A 16,337-nucleotide genomic window follows, 5' to 3' on the forward strand; every position below is an offset into this window, starting at 1 on the left:
CTTATCCGTCAAACGTACGCCGGGACCATGCAGGTCTTGTGCGTGATGTGGTGTTCAAATTCGTGGCGGAAATGTTTGAGCATGCCGCGCACAGGCATGGCGGCGGCGTCACCCAAGGCGCAAATCGTGCGGCCCATGATGTTTTCTGCCACGTTGTCCAACAAGTCCATGTCGCTGGGTCGGCCCTCGCCGCGCTCCAAGCGGTCGACCATGCGCCACAGCCAACCGGTGCCTTCGCGGCAAGGCGTGCATTGGCCACACGATTCGTGCATGTAGAAATAGCTCAGGCGTTGCAGGCTCTTGACCATGCAGCGTGAATCGTCCATCACGATGACAGCGCCCGAACCCAACATCGAGCCCGCTTTGGCGATCGAGTCGTAGTCCATGGTGCAGTCCATGATGATGTGGGCTGGCAACACCGGGGCCGATGATCCGCCAGGAATCACCGCTTTGAGCTGGCGACCTTGGCGCACGCCACCGGCCAACTCCAGCAATTTGGAGAACGGTGTGCCCATGGGGATTTCGTAGTTGCCAGGACGCTCCACGTCACCACTGACCGAGAAGATCTTGGTGCCGCCGTTGTTGGGCTTGCCGCATTCGAGGTAAGCCTGCCCCCCGTTGCGGATGATCCACGGCACAGCCGCGAAGGTTTCGGTGTTGTTGATGGTGGTGGGCTTGCCGTACAAACCAAAGCTGGCGGGGAACGGTGGCTTGAAGCGGGGTTGGCCCTTCTTGCCTTCGAGCGACTCCAACAGCGCGGTTTCTTCGCCGCAGATGTAAGCGCCAAAACCGTGGGCGGCATGCAACTGGAAGCTGAAGTTCGAGCCCATGATGTGGTTGCCCAAAAAGCCGGCTGCACGCGCCTCTTCGAGGGCTGCTTCAAAGCGTTCGTAGGTTTGGAAAATTTCGCCGTGGATGTAGTTGTAACCCACGCTGATGCCCATGGCATAGGCGGCAATGGCCATGCCTTCGATCACGATGTGCGGGTTGTGCTGCAAGATCTCACGGTCTTTGCAAGTACCCGGCTCACCTTCGTCCGAGTTACACACCAAATACTTTTGGCCCGGAAATTGGCGGGGCATGAAGCTCCACTTCAAGCCAGTAGGAAAGCCCGCACCGCCGCGACCGCGCAGGCCCGACTCTTTGACAGTGGCAATGACTTGGTCTTGGGTCAGGCCCTCGCCGCCGTCTTGGCCCAAGATTTTGCGCAAGGCTTGGTAGCCACCACGCGCCACATAGTCTTGCAGCGACCAGTTGCTGCCGTTCAAGTCGGCCAAAATTTGGGGGCCCAGGTGACGGCCATGAAAGCAAGTTTCGACCGCGTTGGTCTGAAATTGAGAAAGCAGGTGTTGGAGATTCATGGTTGGACTCCCGCAGGGCCGCCCCAAGGAAGGCCAGTGCCCCCTCGGAGGGCAGTGAATACGCGCAGCGATGAACGAGGGGGCATCATGTGTTTTCCTTCACCGCACGCAAACCATCGACCAACTGGTCGATCTTGTCGTGGCTCATGTAGCTGCACATGGTGCGGTCGTTGACCAGCAACACCGGGGCATCCGCGCAAGCGCCCATGCACTCACCGGGCTGCACCGTGAACAGGCCATCCGCAGTGGTTTCACCCACCTCAATGCCCAGCTTTTTCACCAAGTGCACCAAAGCCGCTTGGCCGTTGCGCAACTGGCAGGGCAAGTTGGTGCAGACGTTGATCTTGAACTTGCCAACCGGTTGCAGGTTGTACATGTTGTAGAAGGTGGTCACTTCATGCACCGCCATGGGCGCCATGCCCAGGTGCTCGGCAATGGCGCGCTCGCTGTCGGCGCTGACGAAGCCCTGCTCTTGCTGCACGATGGCCAAGCAGGCCATCACGGCCGACTGCTTTTGGTCATCGGGGTACTTGGCCACTTCGTGGTCGAAACGCGCGTAGGTTTGGGCCGACAGCGCGGGGCTGTGGGTGCTGGTGTGAGAACTCATCGGTCAATTTCCCCGAACACAATGTCCATGGTGCCAATCACCGCCACGGTGTCGGCGATCATGTGGCCACGCGCCATTTCATCCATGGCTGCCAAGTGGGCAAAACCAGGGGCGCGAATTTTCAATCGGTAAGGCTTGTTGGCACCGTCGCTCACGAGGTAAATGCCAAACTCGCCTTTGGGGTGCTCGACAGCGGCATAAGCCTCGCCTTCGGGCACATGGAAACCTTCGGTGAAGAGCTTGAAGTGGTGGATCAGCTCTTCCATGTTGGACTTCATGCCTTCACGGCTGGGCGCAGCCACCTTGTGGTTGTCGGTGATGACAGGGCCTGGGTTGACACGCAACCATTGCACGCACTGCTGGATGATGCGGTTGGACTGGCGCATTTCTTCCACACGCACCAAGTAACGGTCATAGCAGTCACCGGTCTTGCCCACAGGGATGTCGAAGTCCATGCGGTCATACACGTCATACGGCTGGTGTTTGCGCAAGTCCCAGGCGATGCCCGAGCCACGCAGCATGGCACCGGTGAAGCCGAGATTTTTGGCACGCTCTGGCGTGACGATGCCGACATCGACCAAGCGCTGCTTCCAGATGCGGTTGTCGGTCAACAGGGTTTCGTACTCGTCCACCAGCTTGGGGAAGCGTTGCGTGAAGTCGTCGATGAAATCGAGCAAAGAGCCTTGGCGGTTGTCGTTCAAACGCGCGATGGCTTTGGCGTTGCGCACCTTGCTGGCCTTGTACTGGGGCATGGTGTCGGGCAAGTCGCGGTACACGCCGCCTGGACGGAAATAAGCCGCATGCATGCGGGCGCCCGACACCGCCTCGTACATGTCAAACAGGTCTTCGCGTTCACGGAAGCAATAAATCAAGATGTTCATCGCACCGCAATCGAACCCATGACAACCCAACCACAGCAAGTGGTTGAGCAAGCGGGTGATTTCGGCGTACATCACGCGGATGTACTGGGCGCGCTCGGGCACGTCGATGCCCATCATTTTTTCAATCGCCAAGCAGTACGCGTGCTCATTGCTCATCATGGACACGTAATCCAGACGGTCCATGTAGGGCAGCGATTGGATGTAGGTTTTGCTCTCGGCCAGTTTTTCGGTGGCGCGGTGCAGCAGACCGATGTGCGGATCGGCGCGTTGCACCACTTCACCGTCGAGTTCGAGCACCAGGCGCAGCACACCGTGCGCAGCCGGGTGTTGTGGCCCTAAGTTGAGGGTGTAGTTTTTGATATCAGCCATGATCAGTGCGTGCTGCCGTAGTTGTCTTCGCGGATGATGCGCGGCGTGATTTCACGCGGCTCAATGGTGACCGGCTGGTACACCACACGTTTTTGTTCAGCGTCGTAACGCATTTCGACATAGCCCGAGGTCGGGAAGTCTTTGCGGAATGGGTGGCCAATGAAGCCATAGTCGGTCAAGATGCGACGCAGGTCTTCGTGGCCTTCAAACACGATGCCAAACAGATCGAAGGCTTCGCGCTCGAACCAGTTGGCGGAATTCCACACATCGTTGACCGAAGCCACCAAGGGCATGTCATCGCTCACAGCAAAAACCCGCACGCGCAAGCGCCAGTTGTGGGCAATGGACAGCAAATGGCTCACCACCGCAAAGCGCGGCGCGTCGGTGAATTTGGAATGGGCACCGTCTTTGTAGCTGGAGTAGTCCAAGCCACACAAGTCGATGAGTTGCTCAAAGCCCAAGCGCGCGTCATCGCGCAAGGTCTGCATGACCGCGTGGTAGTTGACGGCTGACACGGTCAGCGTGACTTCGCCCAAGGCCGCATCAAGTTGTTGGATGTTGTCGCCCAACACCTCTTGCAGGTTGGCTTGGAGCGTGTGAATGGAGTGGCTCATGGTCGCAGTCCTGCTCAGCGGGCAATGGTGTTTTCGCGGCGAATCTTGCTTTGCAATTGCAAGATGCCATACAACAAGGCTTCCGCCGTGGGCGGGCAACCGGGCACATACACATCCACCGGCACCACACGGTCACAGCCGCGCACCACCGAATAGCTGTAGTGGTAATAGCCGCCGCCGTTGGCGCATGAACCCATGGACAAGACCCAACGCGGCTCCGACATTTGGTCATAGACCTTGCGCAAGGCAGGGGCCATCTTGTTGCACAAGGTGCCGGCCACGATCATCAAGTCGGACTGGCGAGGACTCGGGCGAAACAACATGCCAAAGCGGTCAATGTCGTAACGGGCAGCGCCCGCATGCATCATCTCCACCGCGCAGCAAGCCAGACCAAAGGTCATGGGCCACAGCGAGCCGGTCTTGGCCCAGTTCACCACCGAGTCGTAGGACGTGGTGATGAAGCCTTCTTTGAAAACGCCTTCAAGTGACATAGTCGGTCCTTATTCCCAGTCGATGGCGCCCTTGATCCACATGTAGGCGAAGCCGACTACGAGGATGGCAAGGAAGATCATCATGTCGATGAAGCCAATGAAACCAATTTCCTTGAGCGCAACGGCCCAAGGAAACAAAAATGCAATTTCGAGGTCGAACAAAATAAAAAGGATGGCGATCAGGTAATACCGCACATCGAACTTCATGCGGGCATCTTCAAACGCCTCAAAACCGCACTCGTAAGGCGAGTTTTTGGCTGGATCGGGGCGATTAGGGCCCAAGAGATAACCCAGAACTTGGGGGGCTACCCCCACGCCAAGGCCTACAAGGATAAACAGGAGGACGGGGAGGTACTGTTCAAGGCTCATCGCAATCTCGCGGTAGGACTAGTTGTTCTTAGTCTGCGAGTCTGCCTCAACCGGTTGACACCAAGTTGACAGCAGACTTTGTTTGGATGGTGCCGTCGGCGAGACTCGAACTCGCACAGCTTTCGCCACTACCCCCTCAAGATAGCGTGTCTACCAATTTCACCACGACGGCTTGTATGTGTTCTGCAAAACGAAGAGGAATAACGTCTGCAGAACAGCCTCAGAGTTTACCCTGAAAAGAGTGATTTTCTCTCTGAGACCTGAGGTTTTGTGTTCACTTCGTTGGGATTTGTGCGGCACCCGATGCAGGCACCACAGCGGCAGGGATCGCATCGGCCGATGCACCGGCAGCAGGCATCACCACAGCACCTTCGAGCACACTGCCCGAACTGGCAGGACGCAGATTGCCGAAGTAGGCCAGGGCCAGCGTGCAGACAAAAAATACCGCCGCCAACACACCGGTGGTACGGGATAAAAAGTTTGCGCCACCACTGGCACCAAACAAGCTCCCCGAACTGCCACTGCCGAAAGCTGCGCCCATGTCGGCACCTTTGCCGTGCTGCACCAAGATCAGGCCGACCATGGCCAAAGCGGCCAACAACTGGACCACTTGAACGATGTTGAGGATCAAATTCATAAAAACTCCGAAATAGCTGTGTCTCAGCGGGCTGCCGCTGCAATGATGGTCAAAAAGTCAGCCGGTTTCAACGCCGCACCGCCAATCAAACCCCCATCAATGTCTGGTTGGCTCAACAATTGAGCCGCGTTGGCGGCATTCATGCTGCCGCCATAAAGAATCTGAACACGGTCCGCATGCGAGGTAGCCGCCTGCAGTTGCGCACGCAAGACGGCATGCACGGCTTGCGCTTGCTCTGGCGTGGCTGTGAGACCTGTGCCAATGGCCCACACGGGTTCATAGGCCACCACGATCTCGCTGATGCAATGCCCGTTGGTGTGGATGACGGCAGCCAGTTGGCGCTTCACCACCGCTTCGGTTTGACCGGCTTCACGCTCAGCCAAAGTTTCGCCCACACACACGATGGGTGTGATGCCAGCAGACAAGGCGCGTTGCGCCTTGACAGCCACCAGTTCATCACTTTCTGCGTGGTATTGACGACGCTCAGAATGACCCACGATGGCGAAACGCACCGCGAAGTCTTGCAACATGGCAGCAGAAATTTCACCGGTGTAGGCCCCTTGCTCATAGCTGGACAGGTCTTGTGCGCCCAGCTCAATGGCCGAGCCCTGCGTGAGTTGCTGCACTTGCGACAAATAGGCTGCTGGCACACACACCGCCACTTGCGCCTGCTGACCCGCAAGTGCTGCGTTTAATCCTTGTGCAATGCCTTGCACCAAAGCCTCGTTGGCAGCCAAGCTGCCGTTCATCTTCCAATTGCCTGCAACGAGTTTTTGTTTCATGACAAGCTCCAAGTCAACACAATCTTGCCGATGTGCTGGTTCGACTCCATCAAACGGTGGGCCTGTTCAGCACCATCGAGAGCGGCAGCGTCAAAGGTCGAATGAATCACCGGTTTGATTTGTCCGGCTTCGATCAGGGGCCACACATGCTGGCGCAAACGGTTGGCGATAGCGGCTTTGAACGTGACGGGACGTGGGCGCAAGGTTGAACCTGTGATGGTCAAACGACGACGCAAAACCAAGCCGGCATTGAAACCGCTCTTGACCCCACCTTGCACGGCGATGATGACCAAACGACCATCTTCTGCCAGGCACTCCACTTCACGCGCCACATAGTCACCGGCCACCATGTCAAGCACCACATCCACGCCTTTGCCATCGGTGAGGCGTTTGACCTCAGCGACAAAGTCATGTGTTTTGTAATTGATGGCGTGATCAGCCCCGAGCGCCACACAGGCAGCGCATTTGTCGTCGCTGCCCGCCGTGACGATGACTTGGGCTCCCAAGGCTTTGGCCATCTGAATGGCGGTGACACCGATACCGCTGGAGCCGCCCTGCACCAACAAGGTCTCCCCTGCCTGCAAACGACCGCGGTCGAACACATTGCTCCAGACCGTGAAGAAGGTCTCGGGCAGCGAAGCTGCCTCGACATCGCTCAAGCCTTTGGGGACGGGCAAGCACTGACCCACAGGGGCCACGCAATGGTCGGCATAACCGCCACCCGCCACCAAGGCGCACACCCGGTCGCCCACTTTCAAGCCAGCAGCAGCCAGAGCCGCTGTGTCGCCCGAATCGATGACACCGGCCACCTCCAACCCAGGAACATCCGATGCACCAGGAGGGACCGGGTAGTTGCCGGTGCGCTGCAACACGTCAGGGCGGTTCACGCCACTGGCGCTGACGCGAATCAGCAACTCGCCCGCGCCCGCAACCGGCATAGGCCGTTGGGCAGGGCGCAGCACCTCAGGGGCGCCGGGCGATGTGATCTCAACAATGCGCATCATGTCCGTCACCTGGGCTGTCCAATCAAGACTGGTGGTCTGGATGGGCATCACCTGCATGGGGACGCTCAGCGTGCTGGGATTCAGCCTGCTGGTGGTCTGCATGCTGGCGCTCACCGCGGTGGTGACGCTGCTCGCCTTGATGCTCACCCTGATGCTCAGCAGCAGGACGCTCGGTCAAGGCTTTCATCGACAGCTTGACGCGGCCTTTTTCATCCGTCTCCAACACTTTGACGCGCACGATCTGACCTTCGGCCAACACATCGGTGACCTTGGCAATGCGCTCGTGGCTGATTTGGCTGATGTGCAGCAAACCGTCTTTGCCTGGCAACAGGTTGACCAAGGCACCGAAGTCCAAGATCTTGGTGATCGGGCCTTCGTAGACCTTGCCAATTTCAACTTCTGCCGTGATTTGCTCGATGCGCTTCTTGGCTTCTTCGGCCTTGTCGCCGTCGGTGGCGGCGATGGTGATGGTGCCGTCTTCGTCGATGTTGATTTGGCAACCGGTTTCTTCGGTCAACGCACGGATGACAGAGCCACCCTTGCCAATCACGTCGCGGATTTTTTCGGGGTTGATCTTCATGGTGAAGAGCTTGGGCGCAAAGTCAGACACTTGCGTGTTGGCTTCGCCCATGGCGTCTTGCATCTTGCCCAAGATGTGCATGCGAGCCTCTTTGGCCTGAGCCAAAGCCACTTGCATGATTTCTTTGGTGATGCCTTGGATCTTGATGTCCATTTGCAACGCGGTGATGCCGTGGGTGGTACCGGCCACTTTGAAGTCCATATCGCCCAGGTGATCCTCGTCACCCAAGATGTCGGTCAGCACGGCAAAACGGTTGCCTTCTTTGATCAGGCCCATGGCGATACCCGCCACGTGGGCTTTCATCGGCACGCCAGCGTCCATCAACGACAAGCAGCCGCCGCAGACCGAAGCCATGGAAGAAGAACCGTTGGACTCGGTGATTTCAGACACCACACGCAGGGTGTAGGGGAACTCTTCTTTGCTTGGCAACACCGCCACCACGGCGCGCTTGGCCAAACGACCGTGGCCGATTTCGCGGCGCTTGGTGCTGCCCATGCGACCGACTTCGCCGGTGGCAAAGGGAGGCATGTTGTAGTGCATGATGAAACGGTCTTCGTATTCACCCGCCAAAGCGTCGATGCGCTGCGCATCGCGCTCGGTTCCCAAGGTGGTCACCACCAAGGCCTGGGTTTCACCACGCGTGAACAAGGCCGAACCGTGGGTACGGGGCAACACGCTGTTGCGGATTTCGATCGGGCGCACGGTGCGCGTGTCGCGACCGTCGATGCGAGGCTCGCCCGCCAAAATTTGGCTGCGCACGATGCGCGCTTCGATGTCGAACAACATGCTCTCGACTTTGACGGCGTCAAACTCCACACCATCTGCCTTGAGGCCGGCCATGACGGCGGCATAGGCTTCGCGGCAAGCATGGGTACGGGCTTGTTTGTTGCGGATTTGGTAAGCAGCGCGCAGCTTGTCTTCAGCTTGTGCGTTGACCTTGGCGATCAGCGGCTCGTCCTTGGCAGGCGCAGTCCAATCCCAAGCGGGTTTGCCAGCGTCGCGCACCAACTCCTGGATGGCGTTGATGGCAATGTTGCCTTGCTCATGACCGAAGACCACGGCACCCAACATGATGTCTTCCGACAGTTGCTGAGCCTCAGACTCCACCATCAACACAGCGGCTTCAGTGCCAGCCACCACCAAGTCCATCACGCTGTCTTTGCGCTGGGTTTGGCCGGGGTTCAACACGTATTCGCCGTTGATGTAACCCACGCGCGCGGCACCAATGGGGCCGTTGAAAGGAATGCCAGAGATGCTCAAGGCAGCGGACACGGCGATCAAGGCGGCGATGTCAGCATCCACTTCAGGGTTCAAGGACACGGTGTGAATCACCACGTGCACGTCGTTGTAGAAACCTTCTGGGAACAAAGGACGGATCGGGCGGTCGATCAGGCGACTGGTCAGCGTCTCGTGTTCGCTGGGCTTGGCTTCGCGCTTGAAAAAGCTGCCAGGGATCTTGCCGGCGGCGTAGGTTTTCTCAATGTAGTCCACCGTCAAGGGGAAGAAGTCTTGGCCCGCTTTGGCAATCTTCGAACCCACGACCGTGGCCAAGACCACGGTGTCGTCCATGTTGACGAGCACAGCGCCGCCAGCTTGACGGGCAACTTCGCCGGTTTCCATGGTGACCGTGTGTTGGCCCCACTGGAAGGTTTTGGTGACTTTGTTGAAAAGTGACATGTTTTTCTCCTAAAGAGTTTGGGAAGTGCAGGCCACTTCGCCGAAGCCCGGAGGAACTGGTGCAGCAAACGATGCCATTCCAAAAAAACCCCACAGGTCCGCTTTTTTGGAATGACACAGCTTTTCGAATCTGCGCCTCGTTCTGTTCCGTCGGTTGAAAAATTCAGTGCAACAAGTGCAAAACGCCTGAGCTATTCAAATAACTCAGGCGTTTGTCGCGAACTTCAGAAGTTACTTGCGCAGGCCAAGCTTGGCGATCAGAGCAGCGTAACGGTCAAAGTCTTTGGACTTGAGGTAGTCGAGCAATTTACGGCGACGGCTCACCATGCGCAACAAGCCACGACGACCATGGTGGTCTTTGGCGTGGGTTTTGAAGTGAGGCGTGAGTTCGTTGATGCGGGCGGTCAGCAGTGCAACTTGCACTTCAGGACTACCTGTATCACCAGCGGCGCGTGCGTTGTCTTTGACAACTTCAGCAATTTTTGCAGTCAGCATGTGTTTTCCTTTGATGTTTGACTTGCGTTGGGCCTTGGAACTTAGGCCCAACGTGCTTGCTCTACCCAAACGGTAAAGCCCGCAGAGTATAGCAAACCCCCATACAGGGCCATTTCAGGCCAGCTCGGCCAAGGGCCAGCGGGGTTTGATGTCAAAACTGTAGGTGGTTGACAGCCCCTTGGCGCCAGCGGGCTGGGACTGCAAGCGCATGGCAGCCGCCATGGCAATCATGGCGCCGTTGTCGGTGCACAAATGCAGCTCAGGGTAGTGCACCCGCACATTCAAACGCGCACAAGCCGCGTTGAGCTGCTCTCGCAGATGGCGATTGGCCCCCACACCCCCCGCCACCACCAAACGCTTCAACCCGGTCTGGCGCAAAGCGGCCAACGATTTTTTCAGCAGTACCTCCACAATCGCGGCCTCGGTGGAAGCGGCCAAATCGGCTTTGCGGGCTGCGAGTTGATCACCCAGCTTTTGCGCTTGCGTGAGAACCGCTGTTTTGAGCCCGGCAAACGAAAAATCCAAATCTCCGCTGTGCAGCAAAGGACGTGGCAACTTGAAGGCCGTTCGGTCGCCCTGCTGCGCCAGCCGAGACAAAGCGGGTCCACCTGGGTAACCCAAGCCCATCAACTTGGCTGATTTGTCAAAGGCCTCCCCTGCCGCGTCGTCAATGGTTTCACCCAACAAGACATACCGCCCCACGCCGTCGACTTGCATCAACTGCGTGTGCCCACCCGAGACCAACAAGGCCACGAAAGGAAACTCGGGGGCATCCTCACTCAAAAACGGCGACAGCAAATGGCCTTCTAAATGGTGCACACCCAACACGGGCTTGCCCAAAGCCGCCCCCAAAGCGCATGCCACACCCGCCCCGACCAACAAGGCACCCGCCAAGCCTGGTCCGCGGGTGTAGGCCACCACATCCACCTCTTGCAAGCTTTGGTGCGCCCCAGCCAAGACCTCCCGCGTCAGCGGAATCACGCGGCGAATGTGGTCGCGGCTGGCCAACTCAGGCACCACGCCGCCATAGGCCTGGTGCATGGCAATTTGACTGAAAAGGGCATGCGACAACAAGCGAGGCAAAGCCTGGCCCTCAGCACGCACCAACGCCACACCGGTTTCGTCACAAGAAGATTCAATACCAAGGATCAACATAGAGGCAGAGTTTAGGTGGGTCGATTGGCGCACAACTTGCATGACACGTGATGACACCGCGTTTGCCTTGAAAGTTTCCTGAATGAAAGCCAGCCCCAAGAAGTCCAGACCCCAAGAGGCCTTGCGCATCGTGGTGGTGGCGCCCGACTTGGTGGTGAGCGACCCGGATGACGACCACGCCCGCACCCAGGCACAACGCTCACGGGCGCTGCGCATCGGCTTGTTAGAAAGTGGGTTCAACCTCATTGCCACACTTCCTGCCGACGTATTTTTGGCCGACCGCATCAGCCAATTGCAACCTGACCTGATCATTGTGGACGCCGAGTCAGAGGCGCGCGACGCCCTTGAACATGTGGTGTTTGCCACCCGAGACGAACGGCGCCCGATTGTGTTGTTCACCGATGACGATGACACCAGCCATGTGCGCGATGCGGTGGCAGTAGGCGTTTCTGCCTACATCGTGGATGGCCTCTCCAGCACGCGCATTCGTCCCATCTTGGATGTGGCGATGGCGCGCTTTGAGTACGAAGAAAACCTGCGCCATGAGCGCGACCAAGCTCGCCATGCACTGAATGAGCGTGGTCTGGTGGAGCGCGCCAAAGCCCTGCTGATGGACAAACTAGCACTGACTGAAGTTCAAGCCCATGCCAAATTGCGCAAAGTGGCCATGGACAAAGGCCTCAAATTGGGCGAGGTGGCGCAACGCATCTTGGACATGGCAGACCTGTTGTCCTAAGTTGGTGCACTTCGCCCTGAATGCACCTGATTGCGCACTCAATAAGGGCAAGTCATGCGTCGAAATGCCTAGGTTGAGCTGGCACAAGCTTTGCAAGACCAAGACATAACCCTCCAAGGTTTGAACGGACAAAGGCGTCCCCAGACATGGCTTTCACGAGCTGTCTCTGCGGACGCCTTTTTCTTTGCCTCAACGCTTTTGGAGTTGCCTGTTTTTTTCAAGGAGTGATTCATGTCCGATCTGTTGGAGACCCCCATGAGCCGTCGCAATGTCTTGCAAGCTGCCACCGCCAGTGCCCTCACCATCGCCCCAGCCTTGCGCGCTGCCGTCTACGCCCAAGGCTCGGACAAGCCCGAAAAGGAAGAAGTGCGCATTGGCTTCATTCCGCTGACCGACTGCGCCAGCGTGGTCATGGCCTCGGTGCTGGGCATCGACAAAAAATACGGCGTCAAAATCATCCCCACCAAGGAAGCCAGTTGGGCCGGTGTGCGCGACAAATTGGTCAACGGCGAGTTGGACTTTGCCCACGTGCTCTATGGCTTGGTCTACGGCGTGCACCTGGGCACCTCGGGTCCGAAGAAAGACATGGCCGTGCTGATGACGCTCAACCAAAACGGGCAGGCCATCACCTTGAGCAAAAAGCTGGCAGACAAAGGGGCCGTGGATGCCGCCAGCTTGGCCAAGTTGATGAACACTGAAAAGCGCGAATACACCTTTGCCCAAACTTTCCCCACCGGCACCCACGCCATGTGGTTGTATTACTGGTTGGCCAGCGTGGGCATCAACCCGCTCAAAGAAGCCAAGGTCATCACCGTGCCACCGCCCCAGATGGTGGCCAATATGCGCGTGGGCAACATGGACGGCTACTGTGTGGGTGAACCTTGGGGCCACCGCGCCATTGCCGATGGCATTGGCATCACGGCCACCACCACCCAAGACATTTGGCAAGACCACCCTGAGAAAGTGCTGGGCACCACCGCCGAGTTCGTCAAGAAATACCCCAACACCGCACGCGCCGTGACAGCCGCCATTTTGGAAGCGGGCAAGTGGATTGACGCGGGCTTGCAAAACAAGATGAAGATGGCCGAGACGATTGCCGACAAGGCCTACGTCAACACCAGTGTGGATGTGATCAACCAACGCATCTTGGGCCGCTACCAAAACGGTTTGGGCAAAACCTGGGACGACCCCCACCACATGAAGTTTTATGCCGATGGTCAAGCCACCTTCCCTTACCTCTCGGACGGCATGTGGTTCTTGACCCAGCACAAGCGCTGGGGTTTGCTCAAAGACCACCCCGACTACCTGAACGTGGCCAAAGAAATCAACCACCTGGATGTGTACAAGCAAGCGGCCACGGCCAGCAAAACGCCGGTGCCCAAGGACGTGATGCGCACCAGCAAGTTGGTCGACGGCGTGGTGTGGGACGGCAAAGACCCCAAGAAATACGCCGACGGTTTCAAAGTCAAAGCTTAAGGACCACGGCATGTTGGCTCGCTCTTTCAAATCGCTGCTGTCGCAAGCATTGCCACCCTTTCTGGGGCTGGCCCTGCTGGTGGGCATTTGGTCGTTGGTGTCGCTCAGCAGCACCAACAACTTCCCCTCCCCCAGCGCCACCCTGGTGCAAGCCATCACCGTGTTCAGTGACCCCTTCTACAGCAACGGCCCCAACGACCAAGGCGTGGGCTGGAACGTGCTGAGCTCGCTCAAGCGCGTGGCCATGGGCTTTGGTTTGGCCGCCCTGGTGGGAATTCCGATGGGCTTTTTGATCGGGCGCTTCGAGTTTTTGTCCCGCATGTTCAACCCGCTCATCAGCTTGTTGCGCCCCGTATCCCCGTTGGCTTGGTTGCCGATTGGTTTGTTGGTTTTCAAGGGGGCCAACCCTGCGGCGATTTGGACCATCTTCATTTGCTCGATCTGGCCCATGGTCATCAACACGGCGGTGGGCGTGCAACGCGTGCCCCAGGACTACATGAACGTGGCGCGAGTGCTCAACCTGTCGGAGTGGAAGATCATCACCAAAATTTTGTTCCCTGCGGTGCTGCCCTACATGCTCACAGGCGTGCGCTTGGCGGTGGGCACGGCGTGGCTGGTGATCGTCGCCGCCGAGATGCTGACCGGTGGTGTGGGCATTGGATTTTGGGTCTGGGACGAATGGAACAACCTGAACGTCAAGAACATCATCATCGCCATCTTTGTGATTGGCATCGTGGGCTTGGTGCTGGAGTACGCACTCATCAAACTCGCCACCGCATTTACCTTTGAGGAGGTGCGTTCATGAATGCCTCGCTGACCCACAAGTTCTTAGAAATCCAGGGCGTGGCCCAAACCTTTCGCACCGCCAAAGGCGACTTCCCCGCGCTGCGCGACATCGACCTGACCGTGGCCAAAGGTGAGTTTGTCGCCCTCATTGGCCACTCCGGTTGCGGCAAGTCCACCCTGCTCAACCTGATCGCCGGATTGACGACCCCCACCCAAGGCAACCTGATTTGCGCCAACCGCGAAATCTCAGGGCCCGGTCCAGAGCGTGCCGTGGTGTTCCAAAACCACTCGCTGCTGCCGTGGTTGACTTGCTACGAAAACATCTACCTTGGCGTGGAGCGTGTGTTTGGCCAATCCGGCTTGGTGGACGGCAAAGCCAAAGAAACCAAGCTGCAACTCAAAGCCCGCACCGATGCAGCCCTGGACTTGGTGGGTTTGAGCCATGCGGCACACAAGCGCCCCGGCGAAATTTCAGGCGGCATGAAGCAACGCGTGGGCATTGCACGCGCCCTGGCCATGGAGCCCCAGGTGCTGCTGATGGACGAGCCCTTTGGCGCATTGGATGCGTTGACACGGGCCAAGCTGCAAGACGAGTTGCTGTCCATCGTGGCGGCCACCCACAGCACGGTGGTGATGGTGACGCACGATGTTGACGAAGCCGTGTTGCTGTCCGACAAGATTGTGATGATGACCAATGGCCCTGCCGCGACAATTGGCGAAGTCCTCAGTGTTGACCTGCCACGCCCACGCTCACGCGTGCAACTGGCGGACGATCCGCGCTACTTGCAGTACCGCAAGGCCGTGATCGACTTTTTGTACACGCGCCAAGCGCATGTGGAGAAAACATGAACAAGCTCAAATTGGTGATGATTGGCAACGGCATGGCCGGTGTGCGCACGCTGGAAGAGCTGATCAAGCTCACGCCAGACCTGTACGACATCACGGTGTTTGGTGCCGAGCCGCACCCCAACTACAACCGCATCTTGTTGTCGCCGGTCTTGGCCGGTGAGCAAACCATGGACGAGATCGTGCTCAACCCGTTTGACTGGTACCGCGACAACAGCATCACCCTGCATGCCGGCTGGAAGGTGACCGAGGTGGACCGCGTCAAACGCCTGGTCACCGCCGAAAACGCCACCGGTGAGCGACGTACCGCGCCTTATGACCGCTTGCTGTTGGCCACCGGTTCTAACCCGTTCATGCTGCCGATCCCGGGGCGCGAACTCGACGGTGTGCTGGCCTACCGCGACATGGCCGACACCCAGGCCATGATTGATGCGGCCAAAAAATACCAACATGCGGTGGTCATTGGCGGCGGTTTGTTGGGTCTCGAAGCCGCCAACGGCTTGATGAAACGCGGCATGTCCGTGACGGTGGTGCACGTGGCCGAATGGCTGATGGAGCGCCAGCTCGACCGCATGGCTGGCGGCATGTTGCAACGCTCGCTGCAAGAACGTGGCATGCAATTTCGACTGGGTGCACAAACGCAAGAGTTGCTGGGCGACGCCTCGGGCCGAGTGAGCGCGGTGCTCTTCAAAGACGGCACGCATGTGCCTGCCGAGCTGGTGGTGATGGCGGTGGGTATTCGCCCCAACACCGCACTGGCCGAGCAAATGCATTTGCACTGCGAGCGCGGCATTGTGGTGAGCGACACCTTACAAACCGTGACCGACCCACGCATCTATGCCGTGGGTGAGTGCGCGGCCCACCGTGGCATTGCGTATGGCTTGGTCGCGCCTTTGTTTGAGCAAGGCAAGGTCTTGGCCAACCATTTGGCCGAGTACGGCATTGGCCGCTACACCGGTTCCTTGACGTCCACCAAACTCAAAGTCACCGGCATTGACCTGTTCAGCGCGGGCGACTTCATGGGCAGCACCGATGGCAGCACCGAAGAAATTGTGCTCAGCGACCCGCACGACGGGGTGTACAAAAAACTGGTGATTCGCAACGACCAACTCATCGGCGCTTGCCTGTACGGCGACACGGTGGATGGCAGCTGGTATTTCAAGTTGCTGCGCGATGGTCGCAGCGTGGCCGACATCCGCGAGAAGCTGATGTTTGGCGAATCCAACATTGGCGACGTGGGCCATGAAGGTCATAGCAAGGCCGCCAGCATGCCCGACGATGCCGAAGTTTGTGGCTGCAACGGCGTCAAAAAAGGCTCGATTTGCAAAGCCATCAAAGACAAAGGTTTGTTCACGTTGGACGAAGTGCGCAAGCACACCAAAGCCAGCGCATCTTGCGGTTCATGCACTGGCTTGGTCGAGCAGATTTTGACGAACACCGCCGGCGGTGACTACTCGGCCACGCCAAAGAA

The 16,337-nt window shown here is 58.2% G+C and carries 16 protein-coding genes, 1 tRNA gene and 1 pseudogene; 5 read left to right on the forward strand and 13 right to left on the reverse strand.

Going from position 1 to position 16,337, the window contains the following annotated elements:
- Nucleotides 1–8: 8 nt before the first annotated feature.
- The 13 genes from nuoF to tsaD all read right to left on the reverse strand — a co-directional run bounded on the left by nuoF (nt 9) and on the right by tsaD (nt 11,022).
- Nucleotides 9–1,361 carry an NADH-quinone oxidoreductase subunit NuoF gene (nuoF, locus tag ACKWJN_RS09510; protein WP_408596337.1) on the reverse strand — a complete coding sequence of 451 codons (1,353 nt, stop codon included), beginning with the start codon at nt 1,359–1,361 and terminating at the stop codon, nt 9–11.
- Between the two features lie 85 nt (nt 1,362–1,446).
- Nucleotides 1,447–1,968 carry an NADH-quinone oxidoreductase subunit NuoE gene (nuoE, locus tag ACKWJN_RS09515; RefSeq protein WP_408596339.1) on the reverse strand — a complete coding sequence of 174 codons (522 nt, stop codon included), beginning with the start codon at nt 1,966–1,968 and terminating at the stop codon, nt 1,447–1,449.
- A complete protein-coding gene (locus ACKWJN_RS09520; protein WP_408596341.1) occupies nt 1,965–3,218 on the reverse strand; it encodes an NADH-quinone oxidoreductase subunit D in 1,254 nt (417 codons plus the stop codon). Before ACKWJN_RS09520 ends, nuoE begins: the two co-directional genes overlap by 4 nt.
- A 2-nt stretch (nt 3,219–3,220) precedes the next feature.
- The gene (locus ACKWJN_RS09525; protein ID WP_408596342.1) at nt 3,221–3,832 is read right to left on the reverse strand and encodes an NADH-quinone oxidoreductase subunit C; all 612 of its coding nucleotides are present in this window, start codon (nt 3,830–3,832) and stop codon (nt 3,221–3,223) included.
- Nucleotides 3,833–3,846: 14 nt separating this feature from the next.
- Nucleotides 3,847–4,323, reverse strand: coding sequence for an NADH-quinone oxidoreductase subunit B family protein (locus ACKWJN_RS09530; protein ID WP_100132916.1), 477 nt, complete (start codon nt 4,321–4,323; stop codon nt 3,847–3,849).
- Between the two features lie 9 nt (nt 4,324–4,332).
- Nucleotides 4,333–4,692 (reverse strand): NADH-quinone oxidoreductase subunit A, encoded by a 360-nt coding sequence (locus tag ACKWJN_RS09535; protein ID WP_408596345.1) that lies wholly within the window; start codon nt 4,690–4,692, stop codon nt 4,333–4,335.
- A gap of 87 nt (nt 4,693–4,779) precedes the next feature.
- Nucleotides 4,780–4,864 (reverse strand) — tRNA-Leu (locus tag ACKWJN_RS09540).
- A 102-nt stretch (nt 4,865–4,966) separates the two neighbouring features.
- Nucleotides 4,967–5,329: a preprotein translocase subunit SecG gene (gene secG / locus ACKWJN_RS09545; protein ID WP_408596347.1), complete on the reverse strand. Its 363-nt coding sequence runs from the start codon at nt 5,327–5,329 to the stop codon at nt 4,967–4,969.
- A 23-nt stretch (nt 5,330–5,352) separates the two neighbouring features.
- Complete coding sequence (gene tpiA, locus ACKWJN_RS09550; RefSeq protein WP_408596348.1) at nt 5,353–6,111, reverse strand: triose-phosphate isomerase; 759 nt, start codon at nt 6,109–6,111, stop codon at nt 5,353–5,355.
- On the reverse strand, nt 6,108–7,112 hold the full coding sequence (locus ACKWJN_RS09555) for an NAD(P)H-quinone oxidoreductase (RefSeq protein WP_408596362.1): 1,005 nt from the start codon (nt 7,110–7,112) through the stop codon (nt 6,108–6,110). The genes tpiA and ACKWJN_RS09555 overlap by 4 nt, the downstream gene beginning before the upstream one ends.
- 25 nt (nt 7,113–7,137) lie before the next feature.
- Nucleotides 7,138–9,372, reverse strand: coding sequence for a polyribonucleotide nucleotidyltransferase (pnp, locus tag ACKWJN_RS09560; RefSeq protein ID WP_408596350.1), 2,235 nt, complete (start codon nt 9,370–9,372; stop codon nt 7,138–7,140).
- 231 nt (nt 9,373–9,603) lie between these two features.
- A complete protein-coding gene (gene rpsO, locus ACKWJN_RS09565) occupies nt 9,604–9,867 on the reverse strand; it encodes a 30S ribosomal protein S15 (RefSeq protein WP_100148143.1) in 264 nt (87 codons plus the stop codon).
- Between the two features lie 114 nt (nt 9,868–9,981).
- Nucleotides 9,982–11,022, reverse strand: coding sequence for a tRNA (adenosine(37)-N6)-threonylcarbamoyltransferase complex transferase subunit TsaD (gene tsaD, locus ACKWJN_RS09570; RefSeq protein ID WP_408596353.1), 1,041 nt, complete (start codon nt 11,020–11,022; stop codon nt 9,982–9,984).
- An 82-nt stretch (nt 11,023–11,104) separates the two neighbouring features.
- Between tsaD and ACKWJN_RS09575 the strand changes: the two genes are divergently transcribed.
- The 5 genes and pseudogenes from ACKWJN_RS09575 to ACKWJN_RS09595 all read left to right on the forward strand — a co-directional run.
- Nucleotides 11,105–11,758, forward strand: a complete 654-nt coding sequence (locus ACKWJN_RS09575) for an ANTAR domain-containing response regulator (RefSeq protein WP_408596354.1) — start codon at nt 11,105–11,107, stop codon at nt 11,756–11,758.
- Nucleotides 11,759–11,989: 231 nt separating this feature from the next.
- Nucleotides 11,990–13,234: a CmpA/NrtA family ABC transporter substrate-binding protein gene (locus ACKWJN_RS09580; RefSeq protein ID WP_408596356.1), complete on the forward strand. Its 1,245-nt coding sequence runs from the start codon at nt 11,990–11,992 to the stop codon at nt 13,232–13,234.
- 43 nt (nt 13,235–13,277) lie between these two features.
- A pseudogene (gene ntrB, locus ACKWJN_RS09585) lies at nt 13,278–14,039 on the forward strand (nitrate ABC transporter permease); the annotation flags it as partial.
- A complete protein-coding gene (locus ACKWJN_RS09590; RefSeq protein WP_408596358.1) occupies nt 14,036–14,869 on the forward strand; it encodes an ABC transporter ATP-binding protein in 834 nt (277 codons plus the stop codon). The pseudogene ntrB and the gene ACKWJN_RS09590, both read left to right, overlap by 4 nt.
- Nucleotides 14,866–16,337: FAD-dependent oxidoreductase (locus ACKWJN_RS09595; RefSeq protein ID WP_408596360.1), on the forward strand; the 1,472-nt coding region annotated here is incomplete at its 3' end. The genes ACKWJN_RS09590 and ACKWJN_RS09595, both read left to right, overlap by 4 nt.

It is taken from the genome of Limnohabitans sp. (assembly GCF_046052825.1).
In the GTDB taxonomy this organism is placed as follows: Bacteria; Pseudomonadota; Gammaproteobacteria; order Burkholderiales; family Burkholderiaceae_C; genus Limnohabitans.

What these genes read in the sequence shown, in the direction of transcription:
- tpiA (WP_408596348.1), bottom strand. Translation starts at nt 6,111, where the DNA reads ATGAAACAAAAACTCGTTGCAGGCAATTGGAAGATGAACGGCAGCTTG.
- rpsO (WP_100148143.1), bottom strand. Translation starts at nt 9,867, where the DNA reads ATGCTGACTGCAAAAATTGCTGAAGTTGTCAAAGACAACGCACGCGCC.
- ACKWJN_RS09535 (WP_408596345.1), bottom strand. Translation starts at nt 4,692, where the DNA reads ATGAGCCTTGAACAGTACCTCCCCGTCCTCCTGTTTATCCTTGTAGGC.
- pnp (WP_408596350.1), bottom strand. Translation starts at nt 9,372, where the DNA reads ATGTCACTTTTCAACAAAGTCACCAAAACCTTCCAGTGGGGCCAACAC.
- ACKWJN_RS09525 (WP_408596342.1), bottom strand. Translation starts at nt 3,832, where the DNA reads ATGAGCCACTCCATTCACACGCTCCAAGCCAACCTGCAAGAGGTGTTG.
- ACKWJN_RS09575 (WP_408596354.1), top strand. Translation starts at nt 11,105, where the DNA reads ATGAAAGCCAGCCCCAAGAAGTCCAGACCCCAAGAGGCCTTGCGCATC.
- ACKWJN_RS09590 (WP_408596358.1), top strand. Translation starts at nt 14,036, where the DNA reads ATGAATGCCTCGCTGACCCACAAGTTCTTAGAAATCCAGGGCGTGGCC.
- nuoF (WP_408596337.1), bottom strand. Translation starts at nt 1,361, where the DNA reads ATGAATCTCCAACACCTGCTTTCTCAATTTCAGACCAACGCGGTCGAA.
- ACKWJN_RS09555 (WP_408596362.1), bottom strand. Translation starts at nt 7,112, where the DNA reads ATGCGCATTGTTGAGATCACATCGCCCGGCGCCCCTGAGGTGCTGCGC.
- ACKWJN_RS09520 (WP_408596341.1), bottom strand. Translation starts at nt 3,218, where the DNA reads ATGGCTGATATCAAAAACTACACCCTCAACTTAGGGCCACAACACCCG.
- nuoE (WP_408596339.1), bottom strand. Translation starts at nt 1,968, where the DNA reads ATGAGTTCTCACACCAGCACCCACAGCCCCGCGCTGTCGGCCCAAACC.
- ACKWJN_RS09530 (WP_100132916.1), bottom strand. Translation starts at nt 4,323, where the DNA reads ATGTCACTTGAAGGCGTTTTCAAAGAAGGCTTCATCACCACGTCCTAC.
- secG (WP_408596347.1), bottom strand. Translation starts at nt 5,329, where the DNA reads ATGAATTTGATCCTCAACATCGTTCAAGTGGTCCAGTTGTTGGCCGCT.
- ACKWJN_RS09580 (WP_408596356.1), top strand. Translation starts at nt 11,990, where the DNA reads ATGTCCGATCTGTTGGAGACCCCCATGAGCCGTCGCAATGTCTTGCAA.
- tsaD (WP_408596353.1), bottom strand. Translation starts at nt 11,022, where the DNA reads ATGTTGATCCTTGGTATTGAATCTTCTTGTGACGAAACCGGTGTGGCG.